Here is a 19,522-nt window from a genome sequence, read left to right as displayed (position 1 = left end):
GCGTTCCCGGCAAGCTGGGAATAAAGTTCCACCATGCAGAAAACGAGTGGCACTCGGATGCTGCTGATAATAAACATCTTGAGGGGATGTTTCGCCGGCATGTTCTTATCCGTCTGTTCTTCACCGGTCCGTTTGTCCGTTTCCGCCTGTCTGTTCGCGCGGTCTCTCCGGTCGTGTTTCCCGGTGCAGCTAACGGCTTTTAACGAACTATCCCGAAGAGAGGGCGCCGTATTATCTATCCGCCGTAAAATCGAACAGCAGGATTTCCTTCGGTGCCAACGTCACGGAAAGGATATCGCCATAGCGGTATTGCCGCTTGCCGGGCAGCGGTTTGCCGTTCAGGGCGGAAGATATCCGGTAAGTCTCTCCGCTACCGGGAAGCAATCCGGCTTTGCGGTCCAGCCTGATTTGATAGCTGCGCGGCTGCGCCGAAGGGTTGTGCAGAGACACATAGCCCTGCTCCCTGTTCCATGCCGTATATCCGTACACCTCGGATTTGCGGGGATTTCCGCCGTGCATGCGCACCCGCCCGAAAACGGGGAACGCCCTTTCCGCCCACTTCAGTCCCTGCGCCAGCACATCCCAGTCGGTGGCGGACAGGCTGTCGGTCTTCAGGTAAAGCTCCACAAATCCGGTTCCCCGGCTCAGGTTCATAAACAGGTAGTCGTTGAAGCGTTCGCGGTCTTCGCCTGCCGTCACCTTTTTCGGCTCGTGGTTGAAGATGGCACACATAGGGAATTTGGTGTTCTCCTGCTGCCATATCTGATGATAGATATGGTCACGGTAGACCAGTTCGTCCGTGCGGTCCTTCCCCTTGGCGGCGTCTCCGGCATTAATCAGCCACACCACATCGGCGTACATCAACCACCACGGACTGAGGTAGGCGCCGTTTGTGATGGCAATGAAGATATCCGGATTTACTTCGTGCAGGCGCGAGAATATCTGCATGAGCCGTTCGGTTCCCGCCACGAGGTAGTACGTCTTCAGTTCGTCATACTTGGGGTTGTTCAGCCGCTCGTCATCGGACGAGAAGCCCTGCAAACCCAGCTGGGGCATTGCCGGCGTGCCGCGCCCGTAGATTTCCATGTCACGGATGTTCAGGTGCCCGAACAGCCCGTCGAACTTGAAGTACGACACTCCGTGTTGTGCCAGGTCCACCACCCGGTCTTCCAACTTCTGCATATACTTCTCGCCCGTCATGGACATTCCGAGTGACAAGGCTTCCAGTCCTTCCGCTCCCATCCGTGCCACCATCTTGTTCGAGCCGAACAACACAGCCGGACTTAGCCAGATACCCAACTTGGAGCCGCCCGCCTGCCGCACCTCCTCGCGGCTTGCAGAGAAATAGGGTGTGAACTTCTTATTGATTTTCCACACGGTATCCGCCCAGCTTACACCCTCGTCTATGTTCTCCCACCCGTCGTCTATGACATAGGCATCGAGCGGGTTGCACCCCCGTTCCGTCACCAACTGCCGATGCACCTTGCGGACGCTGCCGGCAAACAGTTCTTTCGACACCCGCTTGCCGAAATCGAACCAGCTGTTGTACTGCACTTGCAGGCGGAGCGGGCGTTTCCTGATTTGACCGATGTAATCGTAGAACGCCTCGTCGATGAAATCCTTGTCGTCCGCCACTCCCACCACGCTGCGGTAGGTGGTGTAAGGATGGTTGGCAAGCAGGGCTCTGCCCGATGCGTATCCGCAGGAGAGCAGACCGTCCGCCACCGTATTGCTGGCGGCGGGGAACTCCATGCCCCAGAACGTAGCCGACTGCGTGGTGTACACCGGCTGTCCGAGTCCGGGCTTCCAGCCGCCGGACTTGCGGGTGGTGATTTGCTTCAGCCGATAGTTTTGGCAGGCATCCGCCACCGCCATAGACTCCACATCCACCTGCTCCAGCACAAGCGGCGCTTGGGAAGTAATCTCCAAGTATTTTCGGGTGTATGCCCAATGCGGGCCCAGTTCGTAGCACACCTTCACGGCAATCCTTTGCTCCTTGTTTTCGAGCAGGAAAGCATAGGTGGAAACCTCGCCGGAGACGGACTTGCGGAAAGACCGCACGGCAAAGTCCTTGGCAGTCAGTATCCGGTCCGTTCCTTCCTTGTCCGTTCCCTCGGAAAGGCGCAAGGCAAACTCATTGCAGGCGGTCGGGACCAAAACGGCTCCGGTCTGCTTGTTACGGATTTGCCGGGTAGACAATACGCCTTTCTCCACAACCAGCGTACGCGACAAATGGGTATTTTCCAACACATACGTCTTCTTGGCGGCGCTTGCGAAAGTTGCGAAACAGCATAGAAGCCCGATAATCCCCGGCAGTAATATTCGTTTTACCATAACTTTACTTTTTTTCAAGTACGCTTCAAGGCACTCACGACCTTTTCATTCAAGTCCTGCCCCACGGCTTTTCATTTACAGGAACCGGAGAGAGTAAAAGGGAGCCGGAAGGAGTTATCGCCCTTCGGGCTGAGAAATCGGCAGCCGACAGTCCTACCGGTGTGTGGCGGCACTATCGACATCCGGCGCCCGAACAAGTTCCCCTTAACTCACTCCGGCTTCCTTGAACGAAAGAGCTGTGACAAACAACGCAGAGGACACGGATTTTTTATCCGATAAATAAAAAATCCGCATCGTCTGCGTCATGAGAATAAACACAAATCTTAACCGAAAAAGTTGTGTTGAGCCTTAAGTCACTTAGTTCGAGAAGGTGATTTCAAAAATAGAGGGTCCGTACATCTTGTCGGCACGTTCCAGGATGGCAAGGCGGAAGTAACGGGACTTCACAGCCGGGAAGCTCTGTTTGAATCCCTTGCCGATTGTAGTTCCCTCGTAAGCCACTTTCCATTCATCGCCTGCCTTGTACTGGATTTGGAAACGGGTGATGCGGTCCTTGAACTCTTCAATCGCCACCTTCGAGAAGCTCATCTCTTTCTCGTAGTCCAGTTCCAGCCACATATCATTGAAATCCATCCGGTCCTTAGTCGCCCAACGGGTTTTCAGGTCGCCGTCGCAAGCGTGTGCGGCTACAAATCTTACACTGTGCTCGTTGAAAGCGGTTACTTTCGGTGTCTGTGCGTTTGCCGCACCTGTCATACCCAGGCAGAAAGCTGCCATTAACATAATCTTCTTCATAATGTTTTAATTTTAAATTAATGATACTATAACAAATTTCAATCAATCACTTCTTTTCTGCTTCCAGGCAGACAAGCCCCGAATATCCCGCCTTGTTGCCGTTGCCGTTCACGTACACCAGCCGGTAGTAGTGACGGCTTGCGGCATCCTGCTTGGCGTTCGTATACGTGCCTTCCGATGCCTGCGCGCTGCCGAGCTCGCTCCATTGCCACAGGTTGGCGGAGTGCAGCACCTTCACCGTACCGCCCGTTGTGAGGGGCTTCCAGGAGAGGGTGACGCCACGTCCGTCGGACAGATACTCCGCCCGGATATCCTGCGGCGCATCCAGCCGGCGCGACTTGCACCACAGGGCGCGCCCCGTCATGGAGAGGCTGCCGTTGATGCGCTTGCTGCCGTTTATCTCCAGCATCTTCCCGTACCAGTCCTTGCGGACATCGGCAATCTCCATCGTGTTGTCGCGGACGTAGTTGTCGCAATACTGCCCTTCCCACACGCCGCTGATACGTCCGGGGAAACGCCCCTGTTCGTCCTTCCGGCAGAACACGTTGTCCACCATGGTGTTGGCGAACTTCACGATAAGGTCGTCCATCACCTCCGCCTGGCGTTTGCTCAGCCAAAGGTTGTAGAACACGGTCGCATCCAGCGAAGCGTGGTTCAAGTCTTCGGCGTGCTTTATCTTGTCCGCCGTTTTCGAATAGCGCCATTGCAGGCAGGAGGTCTTGGGCGTGGCATACGACTCTATCGTCCAGGAGTCGGCGACGAAGAAATCCAGGTTGGCACGCACTATCCTGTCATAGGTTGCCGCCGTGGCGGTGTTGCCCAGCAGGTCGTGGCACTCTGCCATATAGGTCAGGGCGTCGCAGGTCATGAGCGCCTGGTTCCAGGGATACGGATCGCCGAAGGTGTTGTTCGCACTGAAATACTTGCAAAGCACGTTGTCGCCCGTACGGACGAAGCGCGACAGCCAGTTCTGATACATTTCGTCGCACATCGTCAGGTACTTCAGCGCGCGCTGCTTGTAGGTGACGCCGTAGCCGTAGCGGTCGCCTGCCGCCACGCGGTCGTTCCAGATGGCGGGGATTTGCAGGATGAGGCGCGCACAGTAGGCGATGCGCGCCAACACGGCACCCTGCTCCACCGCGCCGTCTATAAGCAATTCGTCCTCTTTGGTAGAGGGCCAGATGTCGTCTTTCCTGCCGGTGCTCTTGGATGTGCGGTGGTCGCCGCCCGGCTGCCCGTTGCGGGTGTAGAGGGCGGCATCGGCATATTCGATGACGCGGTTCAGGAAGGCGAGGTCGTAGGTTATCTCGAACAGGTGGGTGCAGGCTCCCATGTTCTTGCCCAACGCGCGAAACACCCACGTGTTGTCGTACTGCGGGCTGACGGGCACCGCCATCGCCGCGTTGTAAATCATATAGCCCTTGCATGCGGCAATCTCCTCGGGGGTCACCATGCCATCGGCAGTAAACTTCAGCGAGGTCGCCGCCGTAATGTCGTCGCTGTAGCGGTAGCGTTTGTAGCGCTTCGCGATGCCGCCCTGCCGCAGGGTGAGACAGTCGTCCGCCCCTGCCTCGTAAGTGTAGACGATGTCGTTGTCGAACGTAATCCTGCCGTCCTTCACGGCATAGACACCTTTGGCCTCCTGTTGCAGGAGCGCACCCAAGGCGGAGTAAATCTCCGTGCTGTAGGTGAAGTCGCTGCAGAGCACCAGCCGGCGCGTCCGTCCTTCGTCCAGGTCGGGCGCGTCCTCTTCCACCCAGGTGCCCTCCACGGCGCTGAGTGCCGCCGGGGTTTCCGGCTCTTCCGGGTCGGTCACCGCAGGCGGCGTGTCCGGTTCGGGCTCGCCCGGCATCTTGTCGTCGCTGCACGCTGCCAGCAGGCAGAGGCACAGCATCCATAAAACTTTCTTCATATATCCACTCTTCATTTTAAAAAACCTTATATCTTATCCTGAAAACAATCTTTTTACCTTATTTATAGTGGTTTTACCACAAACTACACAAATTGGCACAGCCCCCCCTTGCGGGCACGGATTGCCTGTGATAATCCGTGGTGAATAACGGATGGCATGCTCATGCCTCGCCTGCCGCCTCGCCTGTGCCCCCGTCCGGTGTCTCTTCCGTGCCCTCATCGGGAGTCTCTTCCGGCTCTTCGCCGGGCAGGTTCTCTATGGGCGCGTAGAGGTAGGACTTCACGGCAGGCGTGTCGTAGCCGTAGGTAATCATGAGGTTGCCGTCTTCCAGCAGTTCGTAGAGGTTGACGAAGCCCGCTTGGTAGATGAGCCGGTTGTCCTGCACGCGGTAGGTGCCTTGCAGGGCTTCGTATTCCAGCTCTCCTTCCTCGTCGTAGGTCAGGATGGAGGAGGTGTGGTCGGCGTTGAAGCGGGCGATGACGGTCTTGTCGGCGTCTTTGCCGTCGAGCCGCATCCAAAGTCCTTCTACGGGGTTTTCGCCGAGGTTGCCCCATTCGTTGTCGTCGTCGCCGCACGCGCTGAGCGTGCAGAGGAGAACGGAGATTGTGATGTATAACAGTTTCTTCATGGTTCGTGAGTTGTTATTTCAGTTATTAAGTTTATTGAATTACTTGGAATTAGGTTGATGGTTCCGATATGCCGTCCGGGAATGCCCGAAACGGCATATCGGAAATCACTCGCTTTTGACATCAATATGGTTTACTCTATTCCTTCTGCCAATAGATGTCCATTACTACCGAATGTTCACTACCCTTGATGTATGCCAGTTTGGATATTTTTATAATACCAATGTCAACAACAGTAGTTGTAGTACCGTTCGACAATCCATAGTTTACAAACAAATAATATTTGTTCCAGTCTATTTCCGATGCCTGCAAAGTTGAAGTTAATTTCAGCGAACCGCTCACTCCGTTTGTCAAAGCGGTTATGTCGTCCACACTAAACGGAGTTTCACCTAAAGTGCCGGCTTCAATCATATCTATAAACTTTTTATCAATCTCCTTATCGGTGCTCAATTCACGGAATTTCAGGGAAAGCCCATCTCTCCGGACAGTGGTTTTGTTAAAATTTCCCGAAGCGGCATACGTTGTTTCAAACCGGATATAATTTTGGCTCGGATCACTTTTTGAGTCGGTAGAGTTAAAATAGAAAGGCATATGTTCTTTATTGGCCGCATACCACTCCGCCGCATTGTCCGCTTGAGCCAGACAAGACTCTCCTGTTGCGGTATTGAAGAATTTATATCCGGTGGCAACATCTTTCGATCCGGCTGCGTGCAACTTGACATCTTTCCAAACATAGTTTGCCATCGTCTTGCTGATTGTAATTCCGCTTACCGTCAGCACCTGTCCGTCACCATAATTGAAGGTGAACGTCTTGTCGTTGCCAACCTCGATGTTCACGTTGAAAAGCTCGAAGCTCAGCGTCTTCTTGTCTTCCGAGACTTCAAGGTTGCCGCCGCTGATGGTGTTGCTGCCGAACGTGACACTCGTTATCTTGTCCAGGTGCGTACCTGCAAAGATGAACGTGGTGGCATTGCCGCTGATTCCAATCTCCGTTATCTCCTTGCCGGACGCATCGACCATTCCGGCCATGGTGGGCACGTAGGCAACGGTGAGTTGCTGGCTGAGCTGTTCTGTCTTGTTTCCCGCCCAATAGGTGATGGAGACATCGTAGCTGCCTTCTGCCGTATTGTCAGGAAGCGCGCAGGTCAGTTTGGTGGCGGTGGCGGCGCTGACAGTCACTTTGGTGCTGCCCAGCAGTACTTTTTCCACATAATTCAGGTTGGCGCCCGTGATGTCGAACGTAGCCGATTTGCCGTCGTAGGAGAGTGCGGTTACCTCAGGCTTGCCGGCAGGTTCGGTCACCGTGACGCCCGGCGCGTAGCTTACATCGGCGTCCTCACCGCCCGCCATGGCGTTGGCATAGGTCACGGTGAGCGTCTTCGCGCCCGTCTCGGCGAAGTAGGGAACCGTCATGGTGAGCGCCGTGGCGGCCTGGCTCTTGAACGCAGCCTTCGCTATCTCCACGCCGCCGATGGTGACTTTGTTCACCATCCGCAGGTTCTCGCCGTTCAGCGTAAGCTCGCCGAGCGCGGCTACCGACGTGGCAGAGAGGGAGGTGACTTCGGGGGCGGCGGGGCGGATATCGATTTGCTGGGACAGGGCGTGTGTCCGGTTGCCGTTCCAGTATTCGATAAGGATCACGTTCTTGCCCTCGTGGATGGAGATGCCTTCGGGCAAATCAATTGCAAGCAAGGAGCAGACCAGCTTGCCGTCTTCCAGCGTGATTGGCAGGCGGTTGGCATCCGCCTTCGCGTTCAGGTAGACGGCTTCCACCTTATCGAGACAGGTTCCCTCGAGCGTAAAGGAGTGGTTGTAGGTGGCGCTCTCCGGCACGAGGGTCACAACCGGAGCAACGGGCAGCGTCACCGTCAGCTGCTGTTCCAGCGTCATCGCAAGGAGGTCGGCCTCTTCGGCGGCCGTGATGTCCTTATACTTCAGCACAACCGGCAGCGGTGCGGCTATCTCCTCTTCCTCGAAGAACGGCACTGCCACGGTCAGTTGCGTATTGACGCGTCCGCCTTCGGGCGTCACGATGGTTGCCGTCTTGCCGCCGATGGTCACCACTTCGATGATGTTCAGGCTCTCGCCATGCAAAGTGAACTGTGCAAGCGCTTCTACGGCGGTAGTTTCCAAAGGATTGACAACCGGTTCGGTCAGGCGGATTTCAAACTCCTCGGTCAGCGTCTCGGTCTGCGTTCGCCAGTAACGTACGATAATGGAGTTGCCCGTCAGGCGGGTAATGATTTCGGGGTTGATGGAGCAGCTCAGGCGGTCGGTGTCCTCGCCCTTCTCCAATGCCACGGCGATTTCGTTCTCGCCCTTCACTTCGTTGAGGTAAACGCCCTCTACCTGGTGCAGGTTCTTACCGGTGATGATGAAAGGATAACCGTTTATCACGGAGTTCTCGCAAGAGATAAAAGCGGGTCCTTCGGAGGGTTCGGTGACGTAGAAGTCTTCCCTCACCACGATTTCCGCTTCCGTGGCGGTGCCGAAGTCTTCCTCACCGGCTGCCGCCATGTATCTCAATGCCAGCTTCACGGTCTTGTTGCCGCCCAGATAGGGCAACGCCACTATCAGCCTTTCGGCTTCCTGCAGCACAATCCCGGCTTCGTTTTCATCCAGCATCACTTTGATTACGGCATCCAGGTCTTCACCTGTAATCTCTATCTCCGAATAGCTTTCGCCTGTCTTCAGGTCATCGCCATTGAGCACTACCGGAGTGCCTGCCGGAACTATGGCATGCTTCACCGTAAACTCATTCTCCGAACGGGCGCTGCCCACGGGGGTGATGACGGTGATGAGCCCGGAAGTCATTGCTTCCGGGATGAATTTCACTTTTACTTCCGTGCCGCTTGTGCTGAGAATGGCATCGTCTGTCAGGACAATGTCCGCACCAATCTTTACACGACCCACATTCTGCAGGTTGGTACCGGTAATGGTCACCGTAGTCTCTTCGCCCACCGAAGTGCTCTCGGGCGAGAAGCCGGTGACGGTAGGAGCGGCATTTGCCAGCTCCTCTTCCGAACATGCCACCACCGTAAGCAGGGCACTTATTACTACCAGCATCCAGGTGCTGAAGGATTTTATTATATTTTTCATGATTTAAATTCTTAATTGTTTCATTAATCTTCTTGCAAATAGAAATCAACGGTTATAGTACCCTTGTCGTCATCGTCTTTAGTGACATTTACCTCTTTCAGTCTGACAAAACCAATCCTGACGGCATCAGTCTCCACTGCCGTTGTACCACTATAAACGGTCATCATTGAAATTTCACCAACATCTATGCCTTCACCTTTAGGGTCGGAGGTATTATACGCGGGATCTGACTTCTTGTGACGGATAGTCGACTTGTTGCATACGATATTCAGCCCGTCGGCTTTTGCCTGCGCGATGCTCAGCTCTTTCAATGTGCCTTCATTAATCATCCGGATATATTTTGCATCAACCGTATTGGTCGCATCCAGTTTGCGGAACCGCATGAATAGTCCTTTTTGTGCCAAGCCTTTGCCATCACACTTAAAGACAGTGGCACCATCCCACAATGAGCGTATAGTCATACCCTTGCCTTGAGCCTGCACGGATAAAAGGTCGTCCGTTCTGACCGCCTCACTTTCCTCAAACTCACAAGCCGTGTAATACTTGCCGGTAGTGCCGCTGAAGAAACATCTCGGGTCGTCATGGTTATTGGCATACAGCACCACATTGGGCCAGAAGTGATAAGGGAACACCATAACGGCAAAGTCCGTGCTGACAGTCTGCTCCACAACTCCACCCCAATAAGAAACAACCACCGTATTATTCTCGGAAGCTTCCGTTATTTCGGCAGGCAGCGTACAAATAATCTTCTCTTCGGTCTGTTCTTCAATCAGTGCCTTGTATCCGTTCACCGTCACTTTCTCCACGATGGTCATGCGTTCGCCGGTGATGACAAAGTTCGCTCCCACTCCGGCTTCGGCAGCACATGCCATATTTGCAGGTTCCACCTTTATTGCCTTGAAAGGCACCGGGGCAAATGCGTCCTCGCTGTTCAGCCCGTACATATAGGTGCATCTGATTTTCACCTCTTCATCCGTACGATAGTAGGGTACGGATACTACCAGCGAATTCTCTTTCTGCTCCATAATGGTAGACTCGGCAGTACCGAAATAAACACGTTCCACCAAATCCAGGTTAGAACCTTTCAACTCGATGCTACTGAACAAATCTGCCGTGGCAGGAGAGTCCGTCACTACCGGACGGCGGTATTCCACTGCGAAAGTCTCTTCGCTACGTGCCACTCCGTAAGGGGTGATTACCTCGATGGCACCGGTCACCGCCTTTGCCGTGACTTCCGCCATCACCAAGCGGCTGTTCACGCGGGTGACGTTCACCTTGCGCCCGCCGATCGTGATGTCTTTCACTTCTTTGAAGTCCGTACCCTGGATATATACTTTCGTCCCTGCCATACCTGTCTTGGGAGAAAAGTCCGTAATCTGCGGCGGGTTGTGGATTTCTTCTTCTATATATAAACTCTCGTTGCAAGCGGTGGTCAGTGTCAAAGCGCATGCCAAGACCGATGCCCAGCCTAATATCATATTTCTTATATTCATAATCTTTAAGAATTTAAAGTTAACCAGTCACGGACTAATAACCATTGTTCTGCGTTGCATTCGGTGCCGAAATCATTACGAGATACGGGATGGGCAACAGCAATTGCCAGCTCTGCAGGGCGCGCTCTTGGGGGGCTATGTACGTATTATAGCCTGAATTATCATAGTAAACGCTTGTTTTGCCATTGGTTGTATTACGCAAGGTTTCCACATCATAATGTTTCTCCATTATCTCTACGATACGTCCGCTACGCAGCAGGTCGAACAAACGCTGGTTCTCGAAAGCGAACTCCAGGCGGCGTTCGTGCAGCATCGCCAGCCGATACTCGTCACGGCTGGCAGGAGCAGGGTCGAGTTTGTCCAATCCGGCACGTTTACGAGTGGTGTTCAGGTAGTCGAGTGCCGCCTGGGTAGGACCGTTCTGCTCGTTTTCTATCTCTCCCAACATCAGGAGCACATCGGCAAAGCGAAGGATGGGCCAATCGTTTTCGGCATCGTAACGCATCGTGACGTTACTCCAGTATTTTTTCACCCATGCCACATAAGTGATGGCGTCATTCTTGTACTTATCTATCCACGTCGCACTCAGCACCGCATCTTTTCTTGTATCCTTCGGCTCCAGTTCGTAAGCCGCTATCAGTTCGTCCGTCGGACAGTTGTCGCCGGAACCCGAACCATAGATAATGGCATCCTGGCTGGCAGCCGGTGCAAAAGCGTTGGCGAAAGGAGAGCCCAGCCCCTTGCCGCCCGCAAGATAACGGGATACGAAAATCATCTCTTCGTTCATCTCGTTGTCCGTGCCGAACAAGTTGGCGTATGCAGATGCCGCACTGCCCTTTTCCTTCACCAGCTTATAACCACTGTTCTTCTCCACATCCTCCAGAAGGTCTTTGGCAAGTTGCAGCAAATCCTTGTCGTTGTTGGCACCGAACTGGGTCAGATAAACTTTGGCAAGCATCGTCTTTGCCGCCCACCGGTCTACGCGTCCCAACTGGTCTTCATCATAAGATACGGGCAGATCGGTGGCAAAATCCAAGTCTTCGACAATCTGTGCATACACATCATCTATGGAACTGCGCTCGTACTGTTTCGCTTCCTGATGTGAAATGCGCTCCGTTACAAGAAATACCGGTCCGTAAAGGCGCACCAGATTGAAGTAATGGTAGGCGCGGATGAAGCGTGCTTCCGCCTCGTATTGCAAACGAAGTTCGGGAACCTCCACCTTATCTATATACTTCAATACCGTATTGCAATTGGCAATATTATGATAGGCTGCCTCCCAATAATAATTGTTCAATGTGTTGGAAGGGTCCACACGAAAAATATCCAGATGCACCTGCTCCAACCCTGTTCCACCGGTCTGTTGCTGCCGGTAGTTGCGCGAATTGTCCGAACGGACTTCCGTCAGATAGTATTCATACTTCAATGTATTGTGAATGCCGTTATAGCAAGCCAATACCGCCGCATTGATGTCTTCGGCATTGTTGTAGAAGTCCTTGCTGTCTTTCTTGTCGTAAGACTCGCTATCCAGGAAATCGCTACATCCCAAACAAATAAACAAAAGCGGTAAATATTTTAATAGTTTGTTCATAAATCTGTCTGTATTAGAAATTAATGTTTATACCCAGGTTGTAGCTTTTGACGATGGGGTAAACTCCCTTTTGATAAGCATTCTTCGTCATTGCCGAACGCAGGCCGTTACGTGCTTCCGGATTGATGCCGCGATAATTGTCCGCCATCAGATAAAGCAGGTTCTGCCCTGTGGCATAGATGCGCATGCTGGAAAGTCCCATGCGGCGTGCCAGCTTGCGGGGCAGGTTATAGCCTATCGTCAGGTCGCGCAATGCAAGGAAGTCTGCATCTTCTATCTCGTAGTCGGTAAGCACCCAGTCGATACCGTTGTCGCGGTAAGGCGTCTTTCCGTCACCCCAATGGTTTTCGTCGAGCCAACGTCCCGGCTGGTTGTATTTGCGGTTGCGCTCTCTCACTTCGGTGCTTCTTCCCTCGTTGTTCAGTACTTGTCCGCCCACTTGTCCCTGCAATACGAATGAGAGGTCGAAGTCGCGGTACTTAAATTGATTGGTCATACCCCATGTAAAGTCGGGATAGGGAGAACCCAACACTACGCGGTCGTCGTCATTAATGACATCGTCACAATTGGTGTTCTGCACACGTAAACCACCGGGACGGGTATCCATGATGTGATGAGGATTGTTGTTGATTTCTTCCTGCGTATGCCAGATGCCAATCGTCTTGAAACCATAGAACTGGATGAGCGGCTCGCCTACACGGGCTATGTAGTATTCATTGCCCGAACCTTTGGTTATCTGTTCTGCAGGACCGGAAAGGCTGAGCAGACGGTTGCGTACCAACGAAAGATTAAAAGAGGTATTCCATTTGAACTTCTTGCTATTAAAGTTGTAGGTGGTCAGTTCAACCTCAAAACCACGGTTTCTGAGCTTACCCTCGTTGGTCCACGCCTGGTTATAACCAACGATACTGTTAATGGTTTTCTGATAGAGCAGGCTTTTGGTAGTAGCGTAGAAGTAATCGAACGTAAGACCGATACGGTTATTCAAGACTGCAAGGTCCAGACCGATATTAAACGAACCGGTCTGTTCCCACTGCAAGGTATTGCTGCCCAAGCAACTGGAATTATTGGCAAGTCCGCTCGCCACAGAACCATTGCCCGAACCCAATACATAATTGGCAGGATCGAGCAGGTCAGTATTGGCATGATTGACAATGGAACTTGTTCCCGTCACACCGTAGCTGATTCTGAACTTCAACTGGTCCAGCCAAGATACATGGTCGCGCACAAACGGCTCTTCCGAAATACGCCAACCGGCAGACACGGACGGGAATGCCCCCCAACGGTTGTCCTTACCGAACTTGGAACTTCCGTCTATACGGTAAGTGGCGGAGAAGAGGTAACGGTCTTTCAACGCATAGTTGACACGACCATAGTAGGAAAGCATGGAGTCCTCGCTTTTCCAAGTTCCGGTACGGATAGAGGTACCTTCGTATTGGTCGATACGGCCTGCCGCACTCAAAGAGAAGATATCATCCGATTGAAAATCGAAACCGAGGATACCGGCTTTGGATGCCATGTTTTTATAGGCAGACATACCCGCCAACAAGTCAATGGCATGCACTTGCTTGAACGTCTTATTGTAAGAAAGTGTATTCTCTGTAGACCAGCGGGTTGTCCTGTTATAACTCCACATGCCGCGATTGGTGTCAGTCACGTTGCGTGCACCCTCATTACGGTGGTCCATCGACTCATTGTTACTGAAATTGTAACTGTTGGAAGAACGGAACTTCAATCCTTCCCACAAGTTGATATCAATATAGCCCTGCACCTGTACGCGGTAATTCTCTTGCAAGGAAGTAATGTTGTTCATAATCCCGACCGGATTGTTATTAGAGGAATTATTGGGCGAAGCCGTTATACGCACTTCCTCACCGGTCTGCGGATTGATACCTTCGTAAACACCATTATTAAATTGGTCGGGACGGGTATATTCGCCAACGGGCACTCCCGTGATAGCGGATGTATAGGCATCGTGTTGGATAGGTATCCACCACGGAGTTTCAACAAATCCGCCGTAATTGGTTCCCGGCTTCTCGGTAGAAGTATAAGTAGGTGCTATGTTGATGCCGACAGATACCCTCTTGGAGAGTTCGGCATCGATACGCGCCCTTACATTGTAACGGTCGTAGTGGTTGTGCATCATCATACCGTCGTCACCTGTATATGCTCCCGACAGATAGTAACGTATTCCTTTGCTACCGCCGCTGACCGAAAAATCCACACTCATATACTGGGCGTTCTGGAAAGCCTGCTCCTGCCAATTCACCTCATTGTGCTGCGCAAGGATATACTTGGCTATATCCGCATTACCCAATACACCTCCGGTCAGTTTGAAGTCTTCCAAACGATAGTTGATAAAATCTTTTGTTCCCATTATGGGATGCAATTTGTAGTTGTCTTTCTTACCCCATTTCAAACGCAAAGAATATTTAGGCTTGTTGGCGGAACCGCTTTTGGTGGTAATCATAATGACACCGTTGGCAGCCTGCGAACCGTAAATGGCGGCAGAAGCGGCATCTTTCAAAATCTCGATGCTCTGCACATCACTCGGATTGATGGCATCAATGCCGTCTGCCATCGGATAGCCGTCTACCACAATCAGCGGAGTGCTGCTGGCACTGAAGGAAGAGGTACCGCGGACCATGATGTCAGGCTCCGAACCTACTTCGGACGTCAGGTTCAATATCTGCACACCGGCAGCCTTACCCATAAGTGCCTGGTCCAAACGTGCGGTAGGCGTATCTTCCAACCCCTCGGTATCGACTTTGGTGATACCGCCGGTCAGGTGGGACTTCTGCTGCACGCCATATCCCACAACGACCACTTCATCCAATTGCTGCAAATCTTCGTGCAGCACCACTTTAACAGTACTTTTGCCTTTAACGGAAATGGTTTGCATGGCAAATCCTACATAAGAGAACTTAAGTGTCATTTTATTGGCCGGTAATTGGACGGTGAATTTACCGTCCATATTAGTAATGGCACCTGCATTACTTCCCACGCCTGCCACAGACACACCTATCAACGGTTCATTATTGGCATCGACTACCAATCCCGTTACAGTAACGGTTTGCATGACACCGTCACTTCCCAACGAAAATGCTGAAACCGGAATAACCGACAGAAATACCAACAGAACAGCATTTATTAAAGTTGCTTTGATTTCTTTCATTTTTCAAATCATGTTTTTCATAAGTTACAAAAATTCAATTGTTCGTTAAATATTCGCCAATACCGCCAAGCGGTCTTGACTATAAACAACGGATTCATTTCCTGCCTGGCCAAAACAAGAAATATCCCTCATCCTTACCCCGGCAAAAATATAGATTTGAAAATATACCTAAATAAGAGAATCGACCAAAGAGTTGTAATAACGTCCCTTCATTTGAGAAAACTGTTCAAAATGTTGTAAAAATCGCTCATAAACCATTATTCTCAACAAAACAGACGGTGAACAAAGGGGTTTAACTGTATTTTCATTATCTTTGTTTTTGTGAAATAAACAGAACACTTAAGTTAAAGTATCCATGAAAAAACTGCTATTATTATTGATAGTATTCATGCTTCCGCAAATCGCTTTTGCAAACCGGCAATACACTTTCTCTAACCTGTCCGTGAAAGACGGACTGTCGCAGCTGCAAGTGACGTGTATCCATCAGGACCAATTAGGGTATATGTGGTTCGGCACGCGTAACGGACTCAACAAATTCAACGGAAACTCTTTTGAGAAATTCTGGAACCATTCGGACGACCCGCAAAGCATCAGCAGCAACACCATTTCCTGCATCGCAGAAGATGCCGAAGGATGTCTATGGATTGGAACGGAAGACGGCTTGAACAGGCTCGACAAAAGCAGAAAAAACTTCAGACGCTATTATTACAACAATAATGACGGCATTGTCAACAACAAGATTCTCTCACTTTATATAGACGGCAAAGGAACATTATGGATAGGAACCATTGCCGGATTATACGTATATAATCCGGCGACAGACAGTGTAGACGCGGTTGCCATCAAAGAATTAGCCGATAATTCCGTCAGCGCAATTGTCGAAAAGGATAATTACCTGTACCTGGCTTCCAGCACAAACGGGGTTTTGGTATATGATCCCCGCACGGCAAAAATAATACATTCATACAAGAACATCACTAAAGACGCTCCTCCATCTTCCAATCACATTAAAGCCATATATATAGATAAAAAAGAAAACATCTGGATTGGGAGCTATAAAGACGGAGTATATGTAATCCACCCAAAAACCTCTGAAATCATACAATATAACACATCTTCGGGATTGTCTAACAATAATATCCGATGCATTAAAGAATCTCCTTCCGGAGAAATGTGGATAGGAACCTTCAACGGTTTAAATATCGTCAATCCGGTAACCCGGCGGGTTACATCGTATTACTCCGGCACACCAAACGCACTGAGCCATCATTCGATTTACAGTATTCTCTTTGACCGCATGCAAACCGTATGGGTCGGCAGTTATGCCGGTGGAATCGATTACTATAACCCATACGGCCATCTATTTGATTTTTATAACCCGAGTGCAAGCCTGAATGTAAATTTAGGCATCCTGGGACCCGCCGTTGAGTATAATGGAACTTTATATATCTGCTCTGAGGGCGGCGGACTTATCGCATTCGACCTGCAAAGCCAAACCTATCTGCAATATACATTATCCGGAAATATCGGAAATGCTATTTTTAAAACCATTTATCTGAATGGCAACCGCATCTTGTGTGGAACCAGTTTGGGAGAGATTTACGAATTCGACCCGCAATCCCATCGGTTCTCATTGTTTTTCCAGACCAAAGACAGAAGACCTATCTACCATATCAGTAAAAATACTTCAGGAGAATATATTATCGGATGTATCAGCACAAATGGCGGCCTGATATTCCTTTCCAATGATAAACATACCGTGCAAACCAAATTTCCGGTCAACGCCAAGGGTGATGTAGGTTTTTCCCATGTCATCTGTGTTTGCGAAATAGATAACGATGTCTACCTGATCGGTACAAAAAGCGACGGACTGTTTTGCTATGACAGAATAAACCGGTCTCTCTTCTCTTATAAACAAGCGAATGGGATATCTGCAAAGTCTATCAACAGTATCTTGAAAGACCGTTCCGGCAAAATATGGATAAGTAGCGCCGATGGCGGAGTATATGAATTCACTTTTCCCGATGCCACATTTACCGCTTATAATGAAAACAACGGACTAAGAAACAACCAGGTATGCAAAATCGTGGAAAGCAATGACAATTCCTTATGGTTCAGTACCCTAAACGGATTATCCAATTTAGACCTCCGTACGCGTAATATTGTCAACTACGACCAGGAAAGCGGCATACGGATACAGGAGTTCTCAGCCTGTGCCGGAATACGTTTATCCGACAACCGGATATTCTTTGCCGGCAACAACGGTTTCACCATATTCAATCCGAACGGCATCATTACCAACCCGAACGTTCCGCCTATCATCCTTGATAAGTTGTACATCAACAACGAACTGATACAGCCCGACTCGGCAGGTATTCTGAAAGAAAGTATCTCGACACAGAAAAAGATAGTCCTGAAATATAATCAGACCAATATAATGATTGAATACGGTGCGTTAAACTACATATTCAATAACAAGAACCAATATGCCTACAAGTTGGAAGGTTTCGACAAAGAGTGGAACGAAGTAGACCATCGGCGTACCGCCCATTATACCAATATCCCGTCGGGCACTTATCATTTCAAGGTAAAAGGCTCCAATAATGACGGCATCTGGAATAAGGAAGGGGGCTACTTTGGAAATCGTTATCCTGCCGCCTTTATGGAAATCGTGGTGGGCATATTTATTGTACTGTGTGGCAGTCATTGCCTCAATAGCGTTCATCATCCACTACTTCACCGAAAAAAGATATCTGAAAAACAGTATCCGCCTAAAGCAAAAGGAGGCTGAAATGCACGAAGAATACTATCAGGAACGCAATCAGCTCTTCACAAACTTCTCACATGAATTGCGTACCCCGCTCACGCTGATCATAGCGCCGCTCGAAGAACTCATAAAACGTACGGAATTGCCCAAAGACATCTTATACAAAACCGGACTGATGCTGCGTAACACCCAGCGTATGCTACGGATAGTCAACAACCTCATGGACTTACAAAAAAACGAAAGCGGAACAATGAAGCTGCAGGTATCTGAAAATGACTTTGTCAGATTTACCAACGAAGCAGTGGCTTCCTTTCGCGATTTGGCGCTGTATCGCAATATCCATCTAAAGCAAATACATTCCGTTGACCGGCAGATGGTATGGTTTGACTGGAATTTATTGGAAAAGGTGTATTTCAATTTCCTCTCGAACGCTTTCAAGAATGTGCCCGATGGCGGTAAGATAGTAGTAGAACTCTCTGTAAGATCCTTGACCGAACTTACGCGCCTTGTACCTGCAAAATTCAATAAATACCGAAAGGAAGATATCAAATATCTAATGGCATCTATCCAAGACAATGGTGTCGGCATCGCTCCCGACGAACAGGAAAAGATATTCCGTCCTTTCTATCAGGTAGCCCAGAACGAACACTCCAAATCAGGAACCGGTATCGGATTAAGCCTCAGCAAGGCAATCATAGAGATGCACCACGGTATAGTGTGGGTGGAAAACGCCCCAGACTCGGGAGCTGTTTTCAAATTTGTCCTGCCCATCGACAAAAGCGGATTTACGGCAGAAAGCATCGTTGCTTCGCCTACCAATGATGCAATATCATTTAATGTCGAACTTCCCGACTCCGCATACGTAACGGAAAAATCTTCCAATAAAAAAACCAGCATTCTGGTAGTGGAAGACAATCGTGACTTGAATAATTATATATGCTCCTGCCTGTCGGGCAAATATAATGTAACCGGCGCGAAAAACGGAGAGGATGCTTTGAACAAAGCAACCAATACACTGCCCGACTTGATTATCACAGACATGATGATGCCCAAAATGAACGGCATCGAATTGGTCCATAAACTAAAAGGGGATGTAAACACCAGCCATATCCCTATCATCATGATCACTGCCAAAACCGGAGCCGAAGACATGGAAGAAGGGTATGCCGCCGGTGTGGACGAATATATTACGAAGCCGTTCAATGCCAATATCCTAAAATTACGGGTAAATAACCTCATAGACAACCGGGAGAAGCTAAAAGAATTATACAGTAAGAAATTCTCTCTCCAATCATTGGGCGTAGAGACCGTTCCCATAGATGATAAATTCATGCAAAAGCTACATTCCATATTATTGCAAAACGTTGCAAACACCGACTTAAGTTTAGAGGATTTCTGCAAGGAACTTGGTCTCAGCAGGTCTAATTTCTACCGTAAGATTAAGCAGATAACAGGTTATACTCCTAATGAATTTATCCGGAACTTCCGTTTGGAAACAGCCGCTAAAATGCTGAAAGAAACGGATATGACTATAACGGAAATATACAATGCCGTAGGTTACAACAGCCTTGCCTATTTTTCCAATAGTTTCAAAACAGTGTATGGCGTTTCGCCGACAGAATATAAAGAAAGGATTCAGTATCAAAACAGTATCCAATCCACATAAGTAACGTCAGTTCGATATAATTCAGAACAATGACGGAACACTATCCATCTTTTCGCAAAGACAG

The 19,522-nt window shown here is 50.1% G+C and carries 11 protein-coding genes; 3 read left to right on the top strand and 8 right to left on the bottom strand.

The features are described from left to right. The coding region (locus tag QZ327_RS12005; RefSeq protein WP_294619598.1) for a hypothetical protein at positions 1–203 on the top strand (203 nt) is incomplete at its 5' end. Positions 204–231: 28 nt separating this feature from the next. Here the strand turns inward: QZ327_RS12005 and QZ327_RS12000 are convergent. The 8 genes from QZ327_RS12000 to QZ327_RS11965 all read right to left on the bottom strand — a co-directional run bounded on the left by QZ327_RS12000 (position 232) and on the right by QZ327_RS11965 (position 15,025). Beyond that, complete coding sequence (locus tag QZ327_RS12000; protein WP_294619596.1) at positions 232–2,334, bottom strand: hypothetical protein; 2,103 nt, start codon at positions 2,332–2,334, stop codon at positions 232–234. A 357-nt stretch (positions 2,335–2,691) separates the two neighbouring features. Further along, positions 2,692–3,129 (bottom strand): discoidin domain-containing protein, encoded by a 438-nt coding sequence (locus QZ327_RS11995; RefSeq protein WP_294619594.1) that lies wholly within the window; start codon positions 3,127–3,129, stop codon positions 2,692–2,694. A 46-nt stretch (positions 3,130–3,175) separates the two neighbouring features. Next, complete coding sequence (locus QZ327_RS11990; protein WP_294619592.1) at positions 3,176–4,837, bottom strand: hypothetical protein; 1,662 nt, start codon at positions 4,835–4,837, stop codon at positions 3,176–3,178. 364 nt (positions 4,838–5,201) lie between these two features. Further along, positions 5,202–5,669: a hypothetical protein gene (locus QZ327_RS11985; RefSeq protein WP_294619590.1), complete on the bottom strand. Its 468-nt coding sequence runs from the start codon at positions 5,667–5,669 to the stop codon at positions 5,202–5,204. Between the two features lie 136 nt (positions 5,670–5,805). Continuing rightward, positions 5,806–8,766 carry an IPT/TIG domain-containing protein gene (locus QZ327_RS11980; protein ID WP_294619588.1) on the bottom strand — a complete coding sequence of 987 codons (2,961 nt, stop codon included), beginning with the start codon at positions 8,764–8,766 and terminating at the stop codon, positions 5,806–5,808. 23 nt (positions 8,767–8,789) lie between these two features. After that, entirely contained in the window at positions 8,790–10,259 is a 1,470-nt protein-coding gene (locus QZ327_RS11975; RefSeq protein ID WP_294619587.1) for an IPT/TIG domain-containing protein, read from the bottom strand. Positions 10,260–10,293: 34 nt separating this feature from the next. Continuing rightward, positions 10,294–11,850: a RagB/SusD family nutrient uptake outer membrane protein gene (locus QZ327_RS11970; protein WP_294619585.1), complete on the bottom strand. Its 1,557-nt coding sequence runs from the start codon at positions 11,848–11,850 to the stop codon at positions 10,294–10,296. 13 nt (positions 11,851–11,863) lie between these two features. After that, positions 11,864–15,025, bottom strand: a complete 3,162-nt coding sequence (locus QZ327_RS11965) for a TonB-dependent receptor (RefSeq protein WP_294619583.1) — start codon at positions 15,023–15,025, stop codon at positions 11,864–11,866. Positions 15,026–15,380: 355 nt separating this feature from the next. On the opposite strand from QZ327_RS11965, the gene QZ327_RS11960 reads away from it, so the two are divergent. Then, on the top strand, positions 15,381–17,816 hold the full coding sequence (locus QZ327_RS11960; RefSeq protein ID WP_294619581.1) for a two-component regulator propeller domain-containing protein: 2,436 nt from the start codon (positions 15,381–15,383) through the stop codon (positions 17,814–17,816). Between the two features lies 1 nt (position 17,817). Next, positions 17,818–19,458, top strand: coding sequence for a response regulator (locus QZ327_RS11955; protein ID WP_294619577.1), 1,641 nt, complete (start codon positions 17,818–17,820; stop codon positions 19,456–19,458). Positions 19,459–19,522: the final 64 nt, after the last annotated feature.

This window comes from uncultured Bacteroides sp., from assembly GCF_910578895.1.
Classification (GTDB): Bacteria; Bacteroidota; Bacteroidia; order Bacteroidales; family Bacteroidaceae; genus Bacteroides.
The sequence above is the reverse complement of the archived record's forward strand: the minus strand, read 5'-3'. Positions and strand labels throughout refer to the sequence as shown.

Coding starts and splice junctions, on each gene's coding strand:
- QZ327_RS11985 (WP_294619590.1), bottom strand. CDS start 5,669: ATGAAGAAACTGTTATACATCACAATCTCCGTTCTCCTCTGCACGCTC.
- QZ327_RS11980 (WP_294619588.1), bottom strand. CDS start 8,766: ATGAAAAATATAATAAAATCCTTCAGCACCTGGATGCTGGTAGTAATA.
- QZ327_RS11960 (WP_294619581.1), top strand. CDS start 15,381: ATGAAAAAACTGCTATTATTATTGATAGTATTCATGCTTCCGCAAATC.
- QZ327_RS11995 (WP_294619594.1), bottom strand. CDS start 3,129: ATGAAGAAGATTATGTTAATGGCAGCTTTCTGCCTGGGTATGACAGGT.
- QZ327_RS11970 (WP_294619585.1), bottom strand. CDS start 11,850: ATGAACAAACTATTAAAATATTTACCGCTTTTGTTTATTTGTTTGGGA.
- QZ327_RS11975 (WP_294619587.1), bottom strand. CDS start 10,259: ATGAATATAAGAAATATGATATTAGGCTGGGCATCGGTCTTGGCATGC.
- QZ327_RS11965 (WP_294619583.1), bottom strand. CDS start 15,025: ATGAAAGAAATCAAAGCAACTTTAATAAATGCTGTTCTGTTGGTATTT.
- QZ327_RS12000 (WP_294619596.1), bottom strand. CDS start 2,334: ATGGTAAAACGAATATTACTGCCGGGGATTATCGGGCTTCTATGCTGT.
- QZ327_RS11955 (WP_294619577.1), top strand. CDS start 17,818: ATGCACGAAGAATACTATCAGGAACGCAATCAGCTCTTCACAAACTTC.